The organism is Deinococcus aestuarii, from assembly GCF_018863415.1.
Taxonomy (GTDB): domain Bacteria; phylum Deinococcota; class Deinococci; order Deinococcales; family Deinococcaceae; genus Deinococcus; species Deinococcus aestuarii.
The window spans coordinates 370,205-384,945 of record NZ_JAHKSN010000002.1 but is presented as its reverse complement, the minus strand read 5'-3'; the positions used below and the strand labels follow the sequence as shown (position 1 = coordinate 384,945).

Sequence of the window (14,741 nt, the reverse complement as noted above, 5' to 3'; positions counted from 1 at the left end):
TGCTGGCCCGGGCCGCGCTCCCCGGGCCCCCGTGAGAGAATCGCGGGCGTGAGCGTCGTCATCCTCGACTTCGGCAGCCAGTTCACGCGCCTGATCACGCGGCGTTTTCGTGAACTCGGCGCATACAGCGTGATCCTCCCCGGCACGGCCACTCTTGAGCGCATCCGGCAGGAAAACCCCCAGGGGATCGTCTTGTCGGGGGGCCCGAGCAGCGTGTACGACCCCGGGGCGCCTCACCCCGCCCCCGGCGTCCTCGACCTCCCCGTGCCCATCCTCGGCGTGTGCTACGGGATGCAGTTCCTCGCCCACGAGGCGGGCGGCGAGGTGCAGCGGGTGGGCAAGCGCGAGTACGGCAAGGCCGACCTGACCCGGTACGGCGGGGGGCTCTTCCGGGGTATCCAGGGCGAGTTCGTCGCCTGGATGAGCCACAGCGACTCGGTGACGCGGCTGCCGGGGGGCTACGAGGTCGTCGCCGAGACGGAGGACACCCCCGTCGCCGCCATCGAAAACCCCGTCGCCCGGCGCTACGGGGTGCAGTTCCACCCGGAGGTCGTCCACACGCCCAAGGGCGGGCAACTGCTGGCGAACTTTCTGGAGATTTGCGGGGTGGCCCGCGACTGGACCGCCGAGCACATCGTCGACGATCTCGTGGAGGGGGTGCGGGCGCAGGTCGGGGACGGGCGGGTCCTCCTCGCCATCAGCGGCGGCGTGGATTCGAGCACGCTGGGGCTGCTCCTGGCGCGGGCCGTCGGCGAGCGCCTCACCGCCGTCTTCATCGACCACGGCCTGCTGCGGCTGGGCGAGCGCGAGCAGGTGGAGGCGGCCCTGAAACCCCTCGGCGTCAACCTCATCACGGTGGATGCCCGCGCCGAGTTCCTGGGCCACCTGGAGGGCGTCGCCGACCCCGAGGAGAAGCGCAAGATCATCGGGCGCGAGTTCATCCGGGCCTTCGAGCGCGAGGCGCGGGAGCACGGCCCCTTCGACTTCCTCGCCCAGGGCACCCTCTACCCGGACGTGATCGAGTCGGCGGGCGGCCTGGCGGCCGACAAGCACGGCGCCGCCAACATCAAGAGCCACCACAACGTCGGCGGCCTGCCCGAAGACCTCCAGTTCAAGCTGGTCGAGCCCTTCCGGACGCTGTTCAAGGACGAGGTGCGGGAGATCGCGCGGCTGCTGGGCCTCCCCGACGCGATCCGGATGCGTCACCCCTTCCCCGGCCCCGGCCTCGCCATCCGCTGCCTGGGGGCCATCACCGAGGAGAAGCTCGACATCCTGGGGCGGGTGGACGATATCTTCATCTCGGGGCTGCGCGAGTTCGGCCTCTACGACGGCTGCTCGCAGGCCCTCGCCATCCTGACGCCGATCCAGTCGGTCGGGGTGATGGGCGACGGCCGCACCTACTCCTACACCGCCGCTCTGCGCGCCGTGACCACCGACGACTTCATGACCGCCGAGTGGGCGCGGCTGCCCTACGACTTCCTGGCGACGATGAGTAGCCGCATCGTCAATCAGGTCCACGAGGTCAACCGCGTGGTCTACGACATCACCGGCAAGCCGCCCGCCACCATCGAGTGGGAGTGAGGGGCCGGGAGCGGACGAGCCATGCGAAACCCGCAGCCCGTGGGCTGTCCACTGGAGGAGCTGTAGGACGGGAACGGCCTCGTCGGCCAGACGTGTGAGGGCCCCGTGGGAGCCGAGGCCGTCCGGGCTCTGCTCGGGCGGGGGCCGGTCCGCTTCGCGGTGGGTCGCGCCCGATGCCTGTTTCGTCTTCTGGAAAGAGGAAGTCCAGTCCCGGCTGATCGAGCCGTCCGTGGCTGAGGCGGGTGTGGACCTCGGAGGTTGGCCGGGTGGGTGTGGCCTCCTCGCCTCAGTCTGGCTGTCCGAGACCATTCCCGCCGTGCTTCTCCAGAAATGGCGCCGCTGGGGGCTGTCCAAGGGCGAGCCTCCGACAGTTTTTAAGCCAGCACCTCCACGAAATGCTCCACCGTCGGGAAGGGGTCGTAGAAGTGGTGCAGCAGCGAGCGCCATTCTTGATATTCTGCACTCCCGCGAAAGCCGACCGTGTGGTCCTCCAGCGTCTCCCACCACACGAGCAGGGCGTATTTATGGTCGTCTTCGAGGCACCGCCGCAGCTCGTGGCGGACGTAACCCTTCATGCCCGAGATGAGGGGCTGAGCTTGGCGGAAGGCGGCCTCGAACTCCCCGGTCTGACCGGGGCGGATGGTAAGGAGGGCGATTTCAAGGATAGGGGTCATTCTCTTACACCGTCCATGAGGACCGCAATGCCGAGCAAGATCGGCAGAGGGGTGAATAGGGAGGAGGTAAAACGCATTGAAACCCGAAACTTATGTATTCATCGAGTTGTAAGGCTTTGTGCGGAGCACTGAAGAGTATGAGCACCAAGGCAAACCCGCTCCATCTGAACAGCCGGCGCCTCCACCGTAGCCGTTGAGGAGTCGCGCGGTTCACGAATTGAAACCCCAGGATGGTTGTGAGCGCCGTAGCGGGAGCCGCGCCGAAATACCACAACGGCAAGGCTGTGATTCCACCCGCTAACGATATTCCATCCCACAAGAGCGCTACCACAACAAACAGCAACAGCCCGATTTTGAACCGAAGCCACATCCCTACACAGAAAAGACAGAAGGCGGGGTTTCCCCACCGTTTGCGCGCCGCCTTATGTGCGCCAGCGTTGAACTGACCGGGCGGTGCTAGGAGGGCACGTCCACGCCGTGGACCAGAACGAGGTGACCGCTCGCCATCTGCTGCCGCAAGGGGCGAAGGCGCGCGTACTCCTCGGACTCGTACCAGCCGCGGGCCTGTTCGGCGGAGGGAAAAGCGAGGACGACCACCCGCTCCGGCGCCGTGCCCTCCAGCGCCTCGGGCTGGCCGCCCCGCACGAGAAACTGGCCGCCGTAGGGTTCGAGGGTCGCGGGCACCTGCTGTGAATAGGTGGGATAGCCTTCCGGGTCCTGCACGTCGATCAGGCCGATGATGTAGACGCTCACGCTTCCTCCTGAATTTTCAGCCGTGTGCTCTCCTTGCAGAGCAGAAGGCGGAGTTGCCCCCGCCCCCCGCTGTTCGCCCCTGCTTATACCGTCGTCTGGCTCACCTGACGGCTCTTGCCCACGCCCGCGACGATCTGGTTGATCACCCGCAGCCACGCCCGCGCCGACGCCTCCACCACGTCCGGCGCGACGCCCGTGCCGTGAATGCTCATCTCGCCGTAGCGCGTGTTCACGCTGACCTCGCCCAGCGCCTCGGCGCCCTTGGTGACGGCCTGCACCCGGTAGATTTCCAGCTCGGGCTTGATGCCCGTGACCCCGTTGAGCGCGTTGAAGACGGCCTCGACCGCCCCGTCGCCGCTCGCCGTCCCCTCGCGTGGGCCGTCCGGGGTGGTCAGGCGCACGAAGGCGAGGGGCTGCATGTCGGTGCCGCTCGTGACCTGGAAGCGTTCGAGCACGAAGGTCTGCGGCACGTCGGTGCGGCTTTCGACGAGGGCGCGCAGGTCGTCGGCGTAGATCTGGCCCTTGCGGTCGGCGAGGTCCTTGAAGCGGGCGAAGAGGTCCTTCACACGCTCTTCCGGCACCTCATATCCCAGGTCGGTCAGCGCCTTGCGGAAAGCGGCGCGGCCCGAGTGCTTGCCCATGACGAGGACGGCGGCCTCGCGGCCCACCAGCTCCGCGTTCATGATCTCGTAGGTCTCGCGGGCCTTGATCACCCCGTCCTGGTGGATGCCCGACTCGTGCGCGAAGGCGTTGTCGCCCACAATGGCCTTGTTGGGCTGCACCGGCATCCCGCTCAGGCGGCTCACCATCCGGGAGGCGCGGTACAGCTCGCGGGTGCGGATGCCCGTCGCGAAGCCGTACACGTCCCCCCGGGTGTGGAAGGCCATCACGATCTCCTCCAGCGAGGCATTCCCCGCCCGCTCGCCGATCCCGTTCACCGTGCACTCGATCTGCCGCGCCCCCCCCTGCGCCGCCGCGACCGAGTTGGCGACCGCCATCCCCAGGTCGTCGTGACAATGGGCGGAGAGGATGACGTGCCCCGGCAATTCGCCCTTCAGGTACGCGAACAGGGCGCGCATTTCCTCGGGGGTCGTGTAGCCCACCGTGTCGGGCACGTTGATCGTCGTGGCGCCCTCGGCCACCACCGCCCGGAAGATGCGGGCCAGGAACTCGGGCTCGCTGCGGGTGGCGTCCTCCGCGCTGAATTCCACGTCGTCCACGAAGGAGCGGGCCAGGCGCACGGCTTCCACCGCGCGTTCGATCACCGCGCCCGGCTCCAGGTTCAGCTTCTTCGCCATGTGGATCGGGCTGGTGGCGATGAAGGTGTGGATGCGGGGGCGCTCGGCCAACTCCACCCCCTTCGCCGCCGCTTCGATGTCCGCCCGGTTCGCCCGCGCCAGCCCGGCGATGATCGGCCCCCGGACCTCACGTGCAATCCGGCTGACCCCTTCCAGGTCGCCGGGGGAGGCGATGGGGAAGCCCGCCTCGATCACGTCCACGCCCAATCGGGCGAGCTGGTGGGCGATCTCCAGCTTCTGCGTGTGGTTCAGCGCCACGCCGGGTGACTGCTCGCCGTCGCGCAGGGTGGTGTCGAAGATGCGAATGGGTTGGGGCTGGTGCTCTTGCTGGGTCATATCGCGGGCTCCTGTGGGGTGAGGGGGCGGGACAAAGAAAAACCCCGGAGGGCGGTTCCTCCGGGGGATTCGGCGAACTCCTTCGCGCCGCTCACTCCACCGGAGGAACGCCAAGAAGAAGCAGGCCGAACGCTTTCATAGGGGGCATCGTAAGGGGGAGCACGCTGCGGGGAAGCGCAGGTGTCTAGACCCTCAGACCTCCAGCTCCTTCTTGCTGATGAAGGGCATCTGGTCGCGCAGCTCCTTGCCCACCACTTCCAGCGTATGGTCGCGCATCTTGCTCCGCTGCTCGTTCATGTACGGGAAGCCGCTTTCGGCGTCCTGAATGAAGCTCTGCGCAAACTTGCCGGACTGGATATCGCCCAGCACGTCCTTCATCGTCGCCTTCGTCTCGTCCGTGATGATGCGCGGGCCGGTCACGTAGTCGCCGAACTCGGCGGTGTTGGAAATCGAGTGGCGCATCCCCTCGAAGCCCTTCTCGTAGATCAGGTCCACGATGAGCTTGACCTCGTGCAGCGTCTCGAAGTAGGCAATTTCCGGCTGGTAGCCCGCCTCCACCAGCGTCTCGAAGCCCGCCTGGATCAGGTGCGTCACGCCGCCGCAGAGGACCGACTGCTCCCCGAAGAGGTCCGTCTCCGTCTCCTCCTTGAAGGTCGTCTCCAGCACGCCCGCCCGGGTGCCGCCGATGCCACGGGCGTAGGCCAGCGCGATCTCGCGGGCCTGCCCGGTCGCGTCCTGCCCCACCGCGAAGATGCTCGGCATCCCCGCCCCGTCCACGTACACGCGGCGCAACATGTGGCCGGGGCCCTTGGGAGCGACGAGGAACACGTCCACGCCCGCAGGTGGCTTGATGCGCCCGAAGTGGATATTGAAGCCGTGCCCGAAGGCGAGCGCCTTGCCGTCCGTCAGGTTGGGCGCGATGCTCTCCTCGTAGACCTTCGGCTGCGTCTCGTCGGGGATCAGCAGCATCACCACGTCCGCCTCGCGCGTCGCGTCCTCGATGCTGGTCACGCGCAACCCCGCCTGCTCAGCCTTGATGCGGCTGCCCGACCCCTCCCGCAGGCCGACGACCACGTTCAGGCCGCTGTCCCGCAGGTTCTGCGCGTGCGCGTGCGCCTGTGAGCCGTAGCCGATGATGGCGATGAGCTTGTCCTCGATGGGGGAGAGGGAAACGTCGCGGTCGTAGTACATTTTTGCGGCCATTCGGGGATTCTCCTACAGAGTGTGAGGTGAGGGGGAATGTGGGCTAGGGGAGGCCCCGGGAGTAGAGTTCGTCGTGTGCATGACGTTGACGCACCAACAGTCAAGCTGTGTGTCGTTCTAGAAGTAGAGGCCCTATCACAGCATCGTGCTTTCGTGGACTGGGCGGAACGCTTCGGGGTGGACGTAGAGGCGTTGGCAAACGAGGGCTGTGGGTGCTGCGTGGATATTTACACGTTCTTCGCTACGCCCGCCTCTGCCGCAGCCCTGGAGGCTAACCTCGGAGCGGTGGGAACTGGAGTCGAATACTTGACCGACTCAGCCTGATGTACCCCTAGAACAGATTCGGCACCCCGCCCGCCTGCGTCTCGCGCGCCTCGGTAGCCTCCACCACAGGTCTCAGCGCCTCCGTCTCCCCCTCGTGGTAGACGTGGCTGGGAATGTCGGCGTTCGAGCCGCGCGTGAGGGCCACCCGCCCCGTCCGCATCGTCTCCAGGATGCCGAAGGGGCGCATCTGCTCGATAAAGGCGGTGATCTTGCCCTCGTCGCCCGTCACCTCGAAGGTCAGGGCGTGGCGGCCCACGTCCACGATGCGGGCGCGGAAGTCCTCGGCGATCTGGCGCACTTCCACCCGGCTCTCCGGCGTGATGGCGACCTTCACGAGCACGAGTTCGCGGTCCACGAACTTCTCCAGGCTGTGGTCGATGATTTTGACGACATCGTGCAGCTTCTCAAGCTGGCGCATCGCCTGTTCCACCACGCCCCGGTCGCCCGTCACCACGAAGGTCATGCGGCTGAGGCCGGGGTGTTCGGTGGAGCCCACACTGAGGCTCTTAATGTTGTAGCCGCGCCGCCCGAAGAGCGAGGTAATGCGGGTCAGCACGCGCGGCTCGTCACGCACGAGGGCGGAGACGAGGTGATCTTTTTGGGTGGAATCGTAGGGGGCGGTCATGCGTTCTTCGCCTCCTCGGCGGCATCGTTACGTTCGATCCCGGGCGTGGGCGCGCGCGGCGGTTCCGTCTCGATCATCTCGCTCAGGGAGGCCCCGGCGGGCACCATCGGGAAGACGCCGTGTTCGTTGGGCACCACGATCTCCAGCAGCGAACTCTTGGGGTCGTTCAGCCACGCGTCGATGGCCTCTGGCAGTTCCTCGGCGCAGTCGGCGCGGTAGGCGGGCACCCCGTAGGCGTCGGCGAGCTTGAGGAAGTCGGGGTTGGAGTCGCCGAGGTAGACCTCCGAGTAGCGGCGCTCGTGGAAGAGTTCCTGCCACTGGCGGACCATTCCCAGGAAGGAGTTGTTGATGATGCAGATTTTGACGTTCCGCACGTCGTACTTCTTCAGGGTGGCGAGTTCCTGGGCGGTCATCTGGAAGCCGCCGTCTCCGGCAACCACGATGCTCCGCACGCCGGGTTCCGCCATCCCTGCCCCGATGGCCGCCGGGAAGCCGAAGCCCATTGTGCCCAGGCCGCCCGAGTTGATCCAGCGCCGAGGTTTCTCGAAGCGGGCGAGCTGCGCGGCGAGCATCTGGTGCTGGCCCACATCGGAGGAGAGGATGTCGTCGGGGCGCAGGCGGTCCACCACGGCCTTCACCGCGTACCCGGCGCCCCAGTGGTCGGGGTCCTGGGTGCGGGTCTTCCACTCGGCGACCCTTTCCCGCCACTCGGGCAGGTCGAGCTTCTGCGCCCCTTCCGCGAGAAGCTGGGCGGCCACCCGCGCGTCCCCCCGCACCGGAACATGCGTCCGCACGATCTTGCCGATCTCGGCGGCGTCGAGGTCCACGTGAATGATCGAGGCGTTCGGCGCGAAGCCGTTCACCCGGCCCGTCACCCGGTCGTCGAAGCGGAGCCCGATGCCGAGAAGCACGTCCGCCTCGGAGATGGCCCGGTTCGCCGCAACCGAGCCGTGCATCCCCGGCATCCCCAGCCAGAGGGGGTCGGAGGACGGAAAGGAACCCAGCCCCATCAGCGTCGTAATGACGGGAATGTCCCAGGCGCGGGCGAGGGCGGTGATCTCCGCCGCCGCGTCCAGCGAGCCGCCGCCGACCATGATGACGGGCTTTTTCGCGCTTTGGAGGAGTTCGCGGGCCTTCTCGATGGCCTCAGGCTTGGGCGCGGGAATCTCGGGCCGGGCGTGTGGGACGGCGATCTCCCCGTGGTAAGGCGCGAGCTGGATGTCCTTGGGAATGTCCACGAGCACGGGACCGGGCCGCCCGCTGCGCGCGATGCGGATGGCCTCGGCGATCACGCGGGGCAGCTCCTCCACGTCGCGCACGACGTAGTTGTGCTTCGTGACGGGCAGGGTGATGCCGGTGATGTCCGCCTCCTGAAAGGCGTCCGTGCCCATCAGGTGCCGCGCGACGTTGCCCGTGATCGCCAGGATGGGCACCGAGTCGAGCATCGCGTCGGCGAGCCCGGTCACGAGGTTGGTCGCCCCCGGTCCTGAGGTGGCGATACACACGCCGATCTCGCCCGTCGCCTTGGCCCAGCCCTCCGCCGCGTGGATGGCGCCCTGCTCGTGTCGCGCGAGGACGTGCCGCACTTCGGGGTAGAAGGTCAGCGCGTCGTACACGGGCATGATCGCCCCGCCGGGGTAGCCGAAGACCGTGCTGATGCCGTGCCCGGCCAGGGTGGACCAGAGGGCCTTGGCGCCCGTCAAATCCGTCTGCGTCATGCATTCCTCCTCAGGGTCCCGCTCACCGCTTCTCCAGAAAGACGCGCGCCACGCTCACCCGAAGGCGGCGCGGCGCGAAGTGACAGCCCGTTTCGGGCGGCCTTCCATTGTCCCTGCTCTCCCCTGATCCCCATGCCTGGTCACTCCTTTGTTCCCATTGAAAAACCCCCGCCCTGTGGTCGGCGGGGGGTGGCACGCGCTCGCGCTCAGCAGCCATCAACCCCCGGCGCCAAGAAGTACCACCACGAGAATGCGGCTCATGGGTTCACCCTACGGCGTGATCAGGTGGAGGATCAAGGCGCGTCTAGATGAGGAGGGTGGTACGGGAGGGGGAACAAACGGGCGTTAGGAGAGGAGAGAGGGGCTCGCTGGTGAACCGTGCAGGACCTTACTTCGTTCGGGCCAGCGTGCAGGTGCGCTCATCTTTGAGGTCGCCCGTCGTCACGTATTTCTCAATCGCGTCATCCTTATCCTTAAACAGGGTGTCGGGGGATATTCCCTGACGGTAGAGCCCCACTTGCGCAACATTGAGCTGCGCGTTAGGTGTGCGTACAACACAAGCATATGCCATACTAAAGCCAAGGACATTCTTGGTCTGAATAGCTGCCACGAACTCAGGTTCAGAGTCCAGAGGGTCATAAAAGAAATAATCCCCTGTTGTACTTGCTGCTACATTGCGTGAAGAAGTTTTGAACGCCACACTGCTGCCAAGACGCTCTGGTGTTCCAACCAGCAACGTCAGGGGCAGTGTGATGCGGCCATCAGCATCGGGCGGAACAGTCATGGTCCATTCCTGACCCTGAGCCAGAATGGGGGTCGTAAGGGTGGCATTGCTGGCTGCCGGTGCGCACCCTACCAAAAGCCCAAAGGCAAGAGCTGGCGCAATCAAGGTAAATAAGTTCACCGCATAAAGATAACGTCTGTATTCGATGGGTTGAGTGAAATTCTTTGCTATGCCACTGCAACCCGGAAGTGAAAGTACGAAGCCCCCGCGCTTGACGGGGGCATCATCTGACATCTGGCTTTATCGCCCGCTCGGTACGAACTCGCGGTCGGCGAAGTCCTCGCGGCGACGCTCACCGCCCTGGTTGGCGCCGTCACGCTCGCGGCTCCAGCGGCCTTGACCGCCACGGTTGCCCTGATAGCCGCCCTGACCGCCGTCGCGGTTGCCGTAGCCGCCGCGCCCGCCACCCTGGTAACCACCCTGGCGTCCGCCACGGGAGCCACCCTCGTCGCGGTAGCCGCGTCCGCCGCCGTAACCGCCGCCCTGACGACCCTCGCGGGCAGGCTGCTCGAACAGTTCGGGGAGTTCCTCGGCGACTTCCACGCCGACCTCGCCGTCGAGGGGAGAAGCGGCGAGCAGCTTCTCGACGTACTCGCTGGGCACGTCCGCCACCGCGCCGCCGCGCCACTGGCGCACTCGGCCCAGGCGGCGGGTGTCCACGTCGCTGCCCCGGGCGAGCAGGGCCACCGCGCGGGCCACGCTCAGGCGCTCGCCGTGCAGGATCAGGGTGGTCAGCCCCTCCTCACCGCTCAGCAGGCTGGCGGCCTTGACGGGCTCGCTCACGCCGCTGACCTTGGCGAGTGCGCGGGTCAGCGCCTCCAGGCCGAGTTCGCTGAAGAGGCGTTCGGCCTCTGCCTGGAAGCTCGTCGCCACCTCGGGGTCCACCTTGCGGATGAGGTCGGCGGCGGACTTGGCGCTCGCGGCCTGCACTTCCCTGGGGGTGGGCAGGGGACGCTCGACGAACTGCACGCCCGTGCGGTACTCCAGGCCCCGCAGCTCGCGGCCGTCGCGGTCGCCGTACATCACGATGGCGGTGCCGGTGCGGCCCGCGCGCCCGGTGCGGCCCGAGCGGTGGATGTAGCTCTCGTGGTCCTGCGGCAGGTGGTACTGCACCACGAGGTCCACCTCCGGAATGTCCAGCCCGCGCGCCGCCACGTCGGTGGCGACGAGCACGCCCACCCGGCCCGCGCGGAAGGCGCCCAGCGCCCGCTCACGCTGGCTCTGCGCCAGGTCGCCGTGCAGCGCCTCGGACTCGATGCCGCGGTGGATCAGCTCGTTCGCCAGCTCGTCCGCCTCGCGCTTGGTGCGGGTGAAGACGATGGCCTTCTCGGGGTTGTAGACGGTGAGCAGGTCGGCCAGCACGCGGGTGCGGGTGCGGCCCACCTTCACCTTGAGGTGCTCGACGCTCTGGGCGGCCTGGCTGCGGCCCTCGCCCACGAGGTCCACGACCACGGGGTCCTTGAGGTACTTGCGCGAGATGCGGCGGATGTCGTCGTTCAGCGTGGCGCTGAAGAGCATGGTCTGGCGCGTCTCGGGCGTCGCCTGGAGGATCGTCTCGATGGCGTCCGCGAAGCCCACGCTCAGCATCTCGTCGGCCTCGTCGAGCACGGCGTACTCCACCCGGCTCAGGTCGATGTTGCCGCGCTCCAGGTGGTCGATCAGGCGCCCGGGGGTGCCCACGATCACGTCCACGCCCCGGCGCAGCGCACCTTCCTGCGGGCCGTAGGCGGCGCCGCCGTACACGGTCGCGGTCACGAGGTCGCCGCCGCTCTTGGCGAACTCCTCGGCGACCTGCTTGGCGAGTTCGCGGGTGGGGGCGAGCACCAGGGCACGGGGCGCGCGGCCCCGCTCGCGGCTGGGTTCGAGGTTCTGGATGATGGGCAGCGCGTAGGCGAGCGTCTTGCCCGTGCCCGTGCGGGCGCGACCGATCAGGTCCTTGCCCGCCAGCGCGTGGGGCAGACTCTCGGTCTGAATAGGGGTGGCTTCGGTGATGCCGCGCCCTTGCAGACGCGCCGCGAGTTCGGGCGCGATCAGTTGATCAAAGTTCATTTGTGGTCCTTTCGGGAAAGCACGACCCCAGTGACCAGCAAACGCCTTGACTCGGCATCCGTCATGTCCTGAAAGTGGGGGCACCTTCCAGCCGCCGGGCACATCCCGAGCGGCGCACGAAGAGAAAGTGTACACGGTACGCTTGGAAATATCAAGTGGGGGAGGGCGTGCCCTACGAGGAAAACTGCGACTGGGTCTGTCGCTGGTAGCGTTGAGCTATGGCTCCCAAGCTCAACCCTCGCATGAGTCAAGCTGCCGCTGATCTCGGTCTGCCTGACCTCGGGGATCACCAGGACTGGGGGATTGAGTTCGCTGACCCGGAGCGCCTGCCAGAGTTCGTCGCGTACTACCGGGAGCACCAAGCCGGGTTCGGCGAGTGGGCGCAGGAGTATTACCTGGGTGAACTGCTTCTGGAGTCGGCCAACGATGCGCTCCGCGATGGAGGCCAACCCCGTTCTTTAATCGAAGAAGCCGTGTCCTTGATTGCCGCACGGCGCGAGCACGAACCGACTCAATTTCTGCTTGAGTATTGGACCAACATGGATTCGCTCGAGTGGATCGACGGAGAGGCACATTACCCCATTGCTCGTGTTCTCCGGCAGGCGTTGGGGACGTAGGTTTCACTTGGGTGGCGTCTCCAACTCCGCAGGCACCATCCCCCCCAACGTCACCCACGCGTTCAGCATGTCGTCGGGCACAGGCGCATGGAGGTTCAGCCCCTCGCCCGTAACGGGATGGGGCAGGGTCAGGAAATGCGCGTGCAGCGCGTGCCGCCCGATCACGGCACTCTCCCGCCCATACACCGGGTCGCCCAGAATCGGACTGCCCAGGTGCGCGAGATGGACGCGAATCTGGTGGGTGCGGCCCGTGCGCGGCTGGGCGCGGACGAGGGTGAGGGTGCGCCCGTGCCCGTCCCCGTGCGCGGCGAGCGGGGTGAACATAGTCTGTGCTTCGCGGGGGCTCACGCCGCCGACAGTCATGCGTTGCCTCGCGGTGGGATGGCGGCCAATCGGGGCGTCCACCCGCACTGGCCCCTCGGCCCTCCACGTCCCAGCGGCAATCGCCAGGTACGTCTTACGGGTGTCACGGTCCTTGAAGGCGGCGGCAAGCCGCGCGTGCGCCTGCACGGTCTTGGCGACGACGATCACGCCGCTGGTGTCCTTGTCGAGGCGGTGGACGATGCCGGGGCGGTAGCCGTCCGGGCCCAGGGCGCCCTCCTGCTCGGGGAGAGTCATGCGGCCCAGCAGCGCGTTGACGAGGGTGCCGCTGGAGACGCCGGGCGCCGGGTGAGTCACCATGCCGGGCGGCTTGTTCACGGCGATGAGGGCAGGGTCCTCGTACAGCACGTCGAGGGGCACGTCCTCGGGCGAGACGGTGGCGTCCGGGGGAGGGGGGACCTGTACGGTCAGCGCCTCGCCCCCCTTCAATTTCAGGCTGGCTTTCTGGACGATCACGCCCTCCACCGTCACATGCCTCCCCCCGATCCACCCGGCGACCTGTGAGCGGCTCTGGCCCGTCAGTTCCGCAAGCACCGTGTCCAGACGGCCCAGCGAGGCGGTGAGGTGGAGGGAACTCGGGCGGTCGGTCACGGCGGGCAGTGTAGCGCCGCGCTGAGCGAGTCTTGAGGAAGGGGAGGCGGGCAATCCGAACCGGGGCGGGCGGCATATGACCGGGTGAGGGCACAGACGGCTCTGGCCCGCAGACTAACCCCACGCCTCCTCTTCCGGCACCGCCGGTCGCCCCCAGGGAGAACCCCCATGCCCAACATCGGCCCCGGTGAATTGCTCGTCGTCCTCCTGATCGCGCTGCTCGTCTTCGGGCCGCGCAAGCTGCCGGAACTCGGCAAGAGCCTCGGCCACGGCCTGCGCGAGTTCCGCAAATCCACGGGCGCAGTGACGGACGAACTTCGCCGCGGCCTTGAGACCACCCCCGACGTGCCCGCGCCGGTCCCCGTCCTGTCTCCTGCGAGCGCGGCGGCGACAAGGCCTCCGGGCCCCGAGACCGCCGCTGCCGCACAGCAGGACGCCCGGCGGTCCTGACTCCCGGCCCAGTCGAGTCGGGACGTGCCGCCCCCACGCCTGTTAGGCTGAGCTTCACCCCATGACCCCATCCCCCCCGCCCGCCGACGACGCCTCCGACGAGGCCCTTATGCAGAGGGTGGCGGGTGGGCACGAGGACGCCCTGCAAGAACTCCACCGCCGCCACGCCCGGCTGCTCTACGCCCTCGGCCACCGGATGCTGCGTCAGCGCGAGGACGTGGAGACGTGCGTGCAAGACGCCTTCATGAATGCCTGGCGCCACGCGGCCCGCTTCGACCCCTCGCGGGCGAGCGTCAAGACGTGGCTGGTGAGTATCGCCCACCACCGCTTCCTCCAGGAGTTGCGTGACCGGCCCGACACGGCGCTCGAACTCGAAGACTGGGACGCGCCTGTCGCGGCGCCCGATCCCCTGGGCCGTATCCTGGCGGGCCGCGCCGTGCAGGCCCTCGATCCCTCCCAGCGAGAACTCGTCGAACTGGCCTACTACCGGGGCCACTCCCACTCCGAACTCGCCACGCTGACGGGGTTGCCGGTGGGCACGGTCAAATCCCGCCTGCGCGCGGCGCTCGACCGGATGCGCCGTCACCTCGGCGGCAAGGCCCAACCCGACCCCTCGCCCTCACCGGACGCCCTGGAAGGAGGTGAGCACCCGTGACCAGCCCCGACCGCGACCAGCTCACCGCCTACGCCCTGGGCATCCTGCCCCCCGAGGAGGAGGCCCGCGTCCGCGCCGCGCTGGAGGCCGACCCCGAGTTGCGCGCCGGGGTGGACGCCGACCGGGAAGCCCTCGCCGCCCTGGCCGAGGTGTTGCCGCAGGAGCCGCTGCCCGACGGGGCGGAGGAACGGTTGATGGCCCGCCTCGCCCGGGAGAGGGCGGCGACGGCGGCCCCGGGGGTGTCCACCCCTCCACCCTCTCCCGCCCGCAGGCCGAACCGGACCTGGCTCCCTCTCGCCGCCCTGGGGCTCGCGGCGGCCCTCGCGCTCGTCTTCGTCCTGTGGCCGGAGGGTGACCCGCTGCGGCGCTACGCGAACACGCCGGGGGCGACCGTTCAGCGGCTGGAGGCGAACGGGGGCGACCTCGGGCAACTCGTGCGCCTGCCGGACGGCCGGGCGTACGTGTACCTGGCGCGGCCCGCCGAGGCCGGGCGGGTCTACCAGATGTGGCAGATTCGGGGCGGCGTCCCCGTCTCGCTGGGGGTATTCGAGGGACAGGGCTTCCTGCTCACGGGGCTCACGCCCGGCGCGACGGTTGCCGTCAGCGTCGAGCCCCCCGGCGGCAGCCCCCAGCCCACGACGACGCCGATTCTGGTGCGGCAACTCTGACTCGTACGAACGACACGGCCCGCCCGGACGCAGG

14 protein-coding genes are annotated in these 14,741 nt (G+C 68.0%); 5 read left to right on the top strand and 9 right to left on the bottom strand.

What is annotated here, in order from left to right; translation table 11 throughout:
• The first annotated feature begins 48 nt into the window (after nucleotides 1–48).
• Nucleotides 49–1,581 (top strand): glutamine-hydrolyzing GMP synthase, encoded by a 1,533-nt coding sequence (gene guaA / locus IC605_RS05035; protein ID WP_216319814.1) that lies wholly within the window; start codon nucleotides 49–51, stop codon nucleotides 1,579–1,581.
• A gap of 374 nt (nucleotides 1,582–1,955) precedes the next feature.
• Here guaA and IC605_RS05030 read toward each other — a convergent pair whose 3' ends face one another.
• From IC605_RS05030 to IC605_RS04995, 8 genes are all read right to left on the bottom strand, one after another.
• Nucleotides 1,956–2,255 carry an antibiotic biosynthesis monooxygenase family protein gene (locus IC605_RS05030; RefSeq protein WP_216319811.1) on the bottom strand — a complete coding sequence of 100 codons (300 nt, stop codon included), beginning with the start codon at nucleotides 2,253–2,255 and terminating at the stop codon, nucleotides 1,956–1,958.
• A gap of 456 nt (nucleotides 2,256–2,711) precedes the next feature.
• Nucleotides 2,712–3,008: a DUF1330 domain-containing protein gene (locus tag IC605_RS05025; protein ID WP_216319808.1), complete on the bottom strand. Its 297-nt coding sequence runs from the start codon at nucleotides 3,006–3,008 to the stop codon at nucleotides 2,712–2,714.
• 83 nt (nucleotides 3,009–3,091) lie between these two features.
• Complete coding sequence (locus tag IC605_RS05020; protein ID WP_216319805.1) at nucleotides 3,092–4,642, bottom strand: 2-isopropylmalate synthase; 1,551 nt, start codon at nucleotides 4,640–4,642, stop codon at nucleotides 3,092–3,094.
• Nucleotides 4,643–4,834: 192 nt separating this feature from the next.
• Nucleotides 4,835–5,845, bottom strand: coding sequence for a ketol-acid reductoisomerase (gene ilvC, locus IC605_RS05015; protein ID WP_216319802.1), 1,011 nt, complete (start codon nucleotides 5,843–5,845; stop codon nucleotides 4,835–4,837).
• A 331-nt stretch (nucleotides 5,846–6,176) separates the two neighbouring features.
• On the bottom strand, nucleotides 6,177–6,794 hold the full coding sequence (ilvN, locus tag IC605_RS05010) for an acetolactate synthase small subunit (protein WP_216319798.1): 618 nt from the start codon (nucleotides 6,792–6,794) through the stop codon (nucleotides 6,177–6,179).
• Nucleotides 6,791–8,512 (bottom strand): biosynthetic-type acetolactate synthase large subunit, encoded by a 1,722-nt coding sequence (ilvB, locus tag IC605_RS05005; protein ID WP_216319795.1) that lies wholly within the window; start codon nucleotides 8,510–8,512, stop codon nucleotides 6,791–6,793. Before ilvB ends, ilvN begins: the two co-directional genes overlap by 4 nt.
• 388 nt (nucleotides 8,513–8,900) lie before the next feature.
• Complete coding sequence (locus tag IC605_RS05000; protein WP_216319793.1) at nucleotides 8,901–9,416, bottom strand: hypothetical protein; 516 nt, start codon at nucleotides 9,414–9,416, stop codon at nucleotides 8,901–8,903.
• Nucleotides 9,417–9,536: 120 nt separating this feature from the next.
• Nucleotides 9,537–11,345 carry a DEAD/DEAH box RNA helicase gene (locus tag IC605_RS04995; protein WP_216319790.1) on the bottom strand — a complete coding sequence of 603 codons (1,809 nt, stop codon included), beginning with the start codon at nucleotides 11,343–11,345 and terminating at the stop codon, nucleotides 9,537–9,539.
• A 218-nt stretch (nucleotides 11,346–11,563) separates the two neighbouring features.
• Between IC605_RS04995 and IC605_RS04990 the strand changes: the two genes are divergently transcribed.
• Nucleotides 11,564–11,962, top strand: a complete 399-nt coding sequence (locus IC605_RS04990; protein WP_216319787.1) for a hypothetical protein — start codon at nucleotides 11,564–11,566, stop codon at nucleotides 11,960–11,962.
• Between the two features lie 3 nt (nucleotides 11,963–11,965).
• Here IC605_RS04990 and IC605_RS04985 read toward each other — a convergent pair whose 3' ends face one another.
• Nucleotides 11,966–12,934 carry an RluA family pseudouridine synthase gene (locus IC605_RS04985; RefSeq protein WP_216319786.1) on the bottom strand — a complete coding sequence of 323 codons (969 nt, stop codon included), beginning with the start codon at nucleotides 12,932–12,934 and terminating at the stop codon, nucleotides 11,966–11,968.
• 168 nt (nucleotides 12,935–13,102) lie between these two features.
• Between IC605_RS04985 and tatA the strand changes: the two genes are divergently transcribed.
• From tatA to IC605_RS04970, 3 genes are all read left to right on the top strand, one after another.
• A complete protein-coding gene (gene tatA / locus IC605_RS04980; protein WP_216319785.1) occupies nucleotides 13,103–13,384 on the top strand; it encodes a twin-arginine translocase TatA/TatE family subunit in 282 nt (93 codons plus the stop codon).
• Between the two features lie 61 nt (nucleotides 13,385–13,445).
• Nucleotides 13,446–14,039, top strand: a complete 594-nt coding sequence (locus IC605_RS04975; protein WP_216319784.1) for an RNA polymerase sigma factor — start codon at nucleotides 13,446–13,448, stop codon at nucleotides 14,037–14,039.
• Nucleotides 14,036–14,707 (top strand): anti-sigma factor, encoded by a 672-nt coding sequence (locus IC605_RS04970; RefSeq protein WP_216319783.1) that lies wholly within the window; start codon nucleotides 14,036–14,038, stop codon nucleotides 14,705–14,707. The genes IC605_RS04975 and IC605_RS04970 overlap by 4 nt, the downstream gene beginning before the upstream one ends.
• Nucleotides 14,708–14,741 lie beyond the last annotated feature (34 nt).

Bases quoted from the DNA above. Each gene is read 5' to 3' on its own strand.
- IC605_RS05030 (WP_216319811.1), bottom strand. From the start codon at position 2,255: ATGACCCCTATCCTTGAAATCGCCCTCCTTACCATCCGCCCCGGTCAG.
- IC605_RS04990 (WP_216319787.1), top strand. From the start codon at position 11,564: ATGGCTCCCAAGCTCAACCCTCGCATGAGTCAAGCTGCCGCTGATCTC.
- ilvN (WP_216319798.1), bottom strand. From the start codon at position 6,794: ATGACCGCCCCCTACGATTCCACCCAAAAAGATCACCTCGTCTCCGCC.
- IC605_RS05020 (WP_216319805.1), bottom strand. From the start codon at position 4,642: ATGACCCAGCAAGAGCACCAGCCCCAACCCATTCGCATCTTCGACACC.
- IC605_RS04975 (WP_216319784.1), top strand. From the start codon at position 13,446: ATGACCCCATCCCCCCCGCCCGCCGACGACGCCTCCGACGAGGCCCTT.
- ilvC (WP_216319802.1), bottom strand. From the start codon at position 5,845: ATGGCCGCAAAAATGTACTACGACCGCGACGTTTCCCTCTCCCCCATC.
- ilvB (WP_216319795.1), bottom strand. From the start codon at position 8,512: ATGACGCAGACGGATTTGACGGGCGCCAAGGCCCTCTGGTCCACCCTG.
- tatA (WP_216319785.1), top strand. From the start codon at position 13,103: ATGCCCAACATCGGCCCCGGTGAATTGCTCGTCGTCCTCCTGATCGCG.
- IC605_RS04995 (WP_216319790.1), bottom strand. From the start codon at position 11,345: ATGAACTTTGATCAACTGATCGCGCCCGAACTCGCGGCGCGTCTGCAA.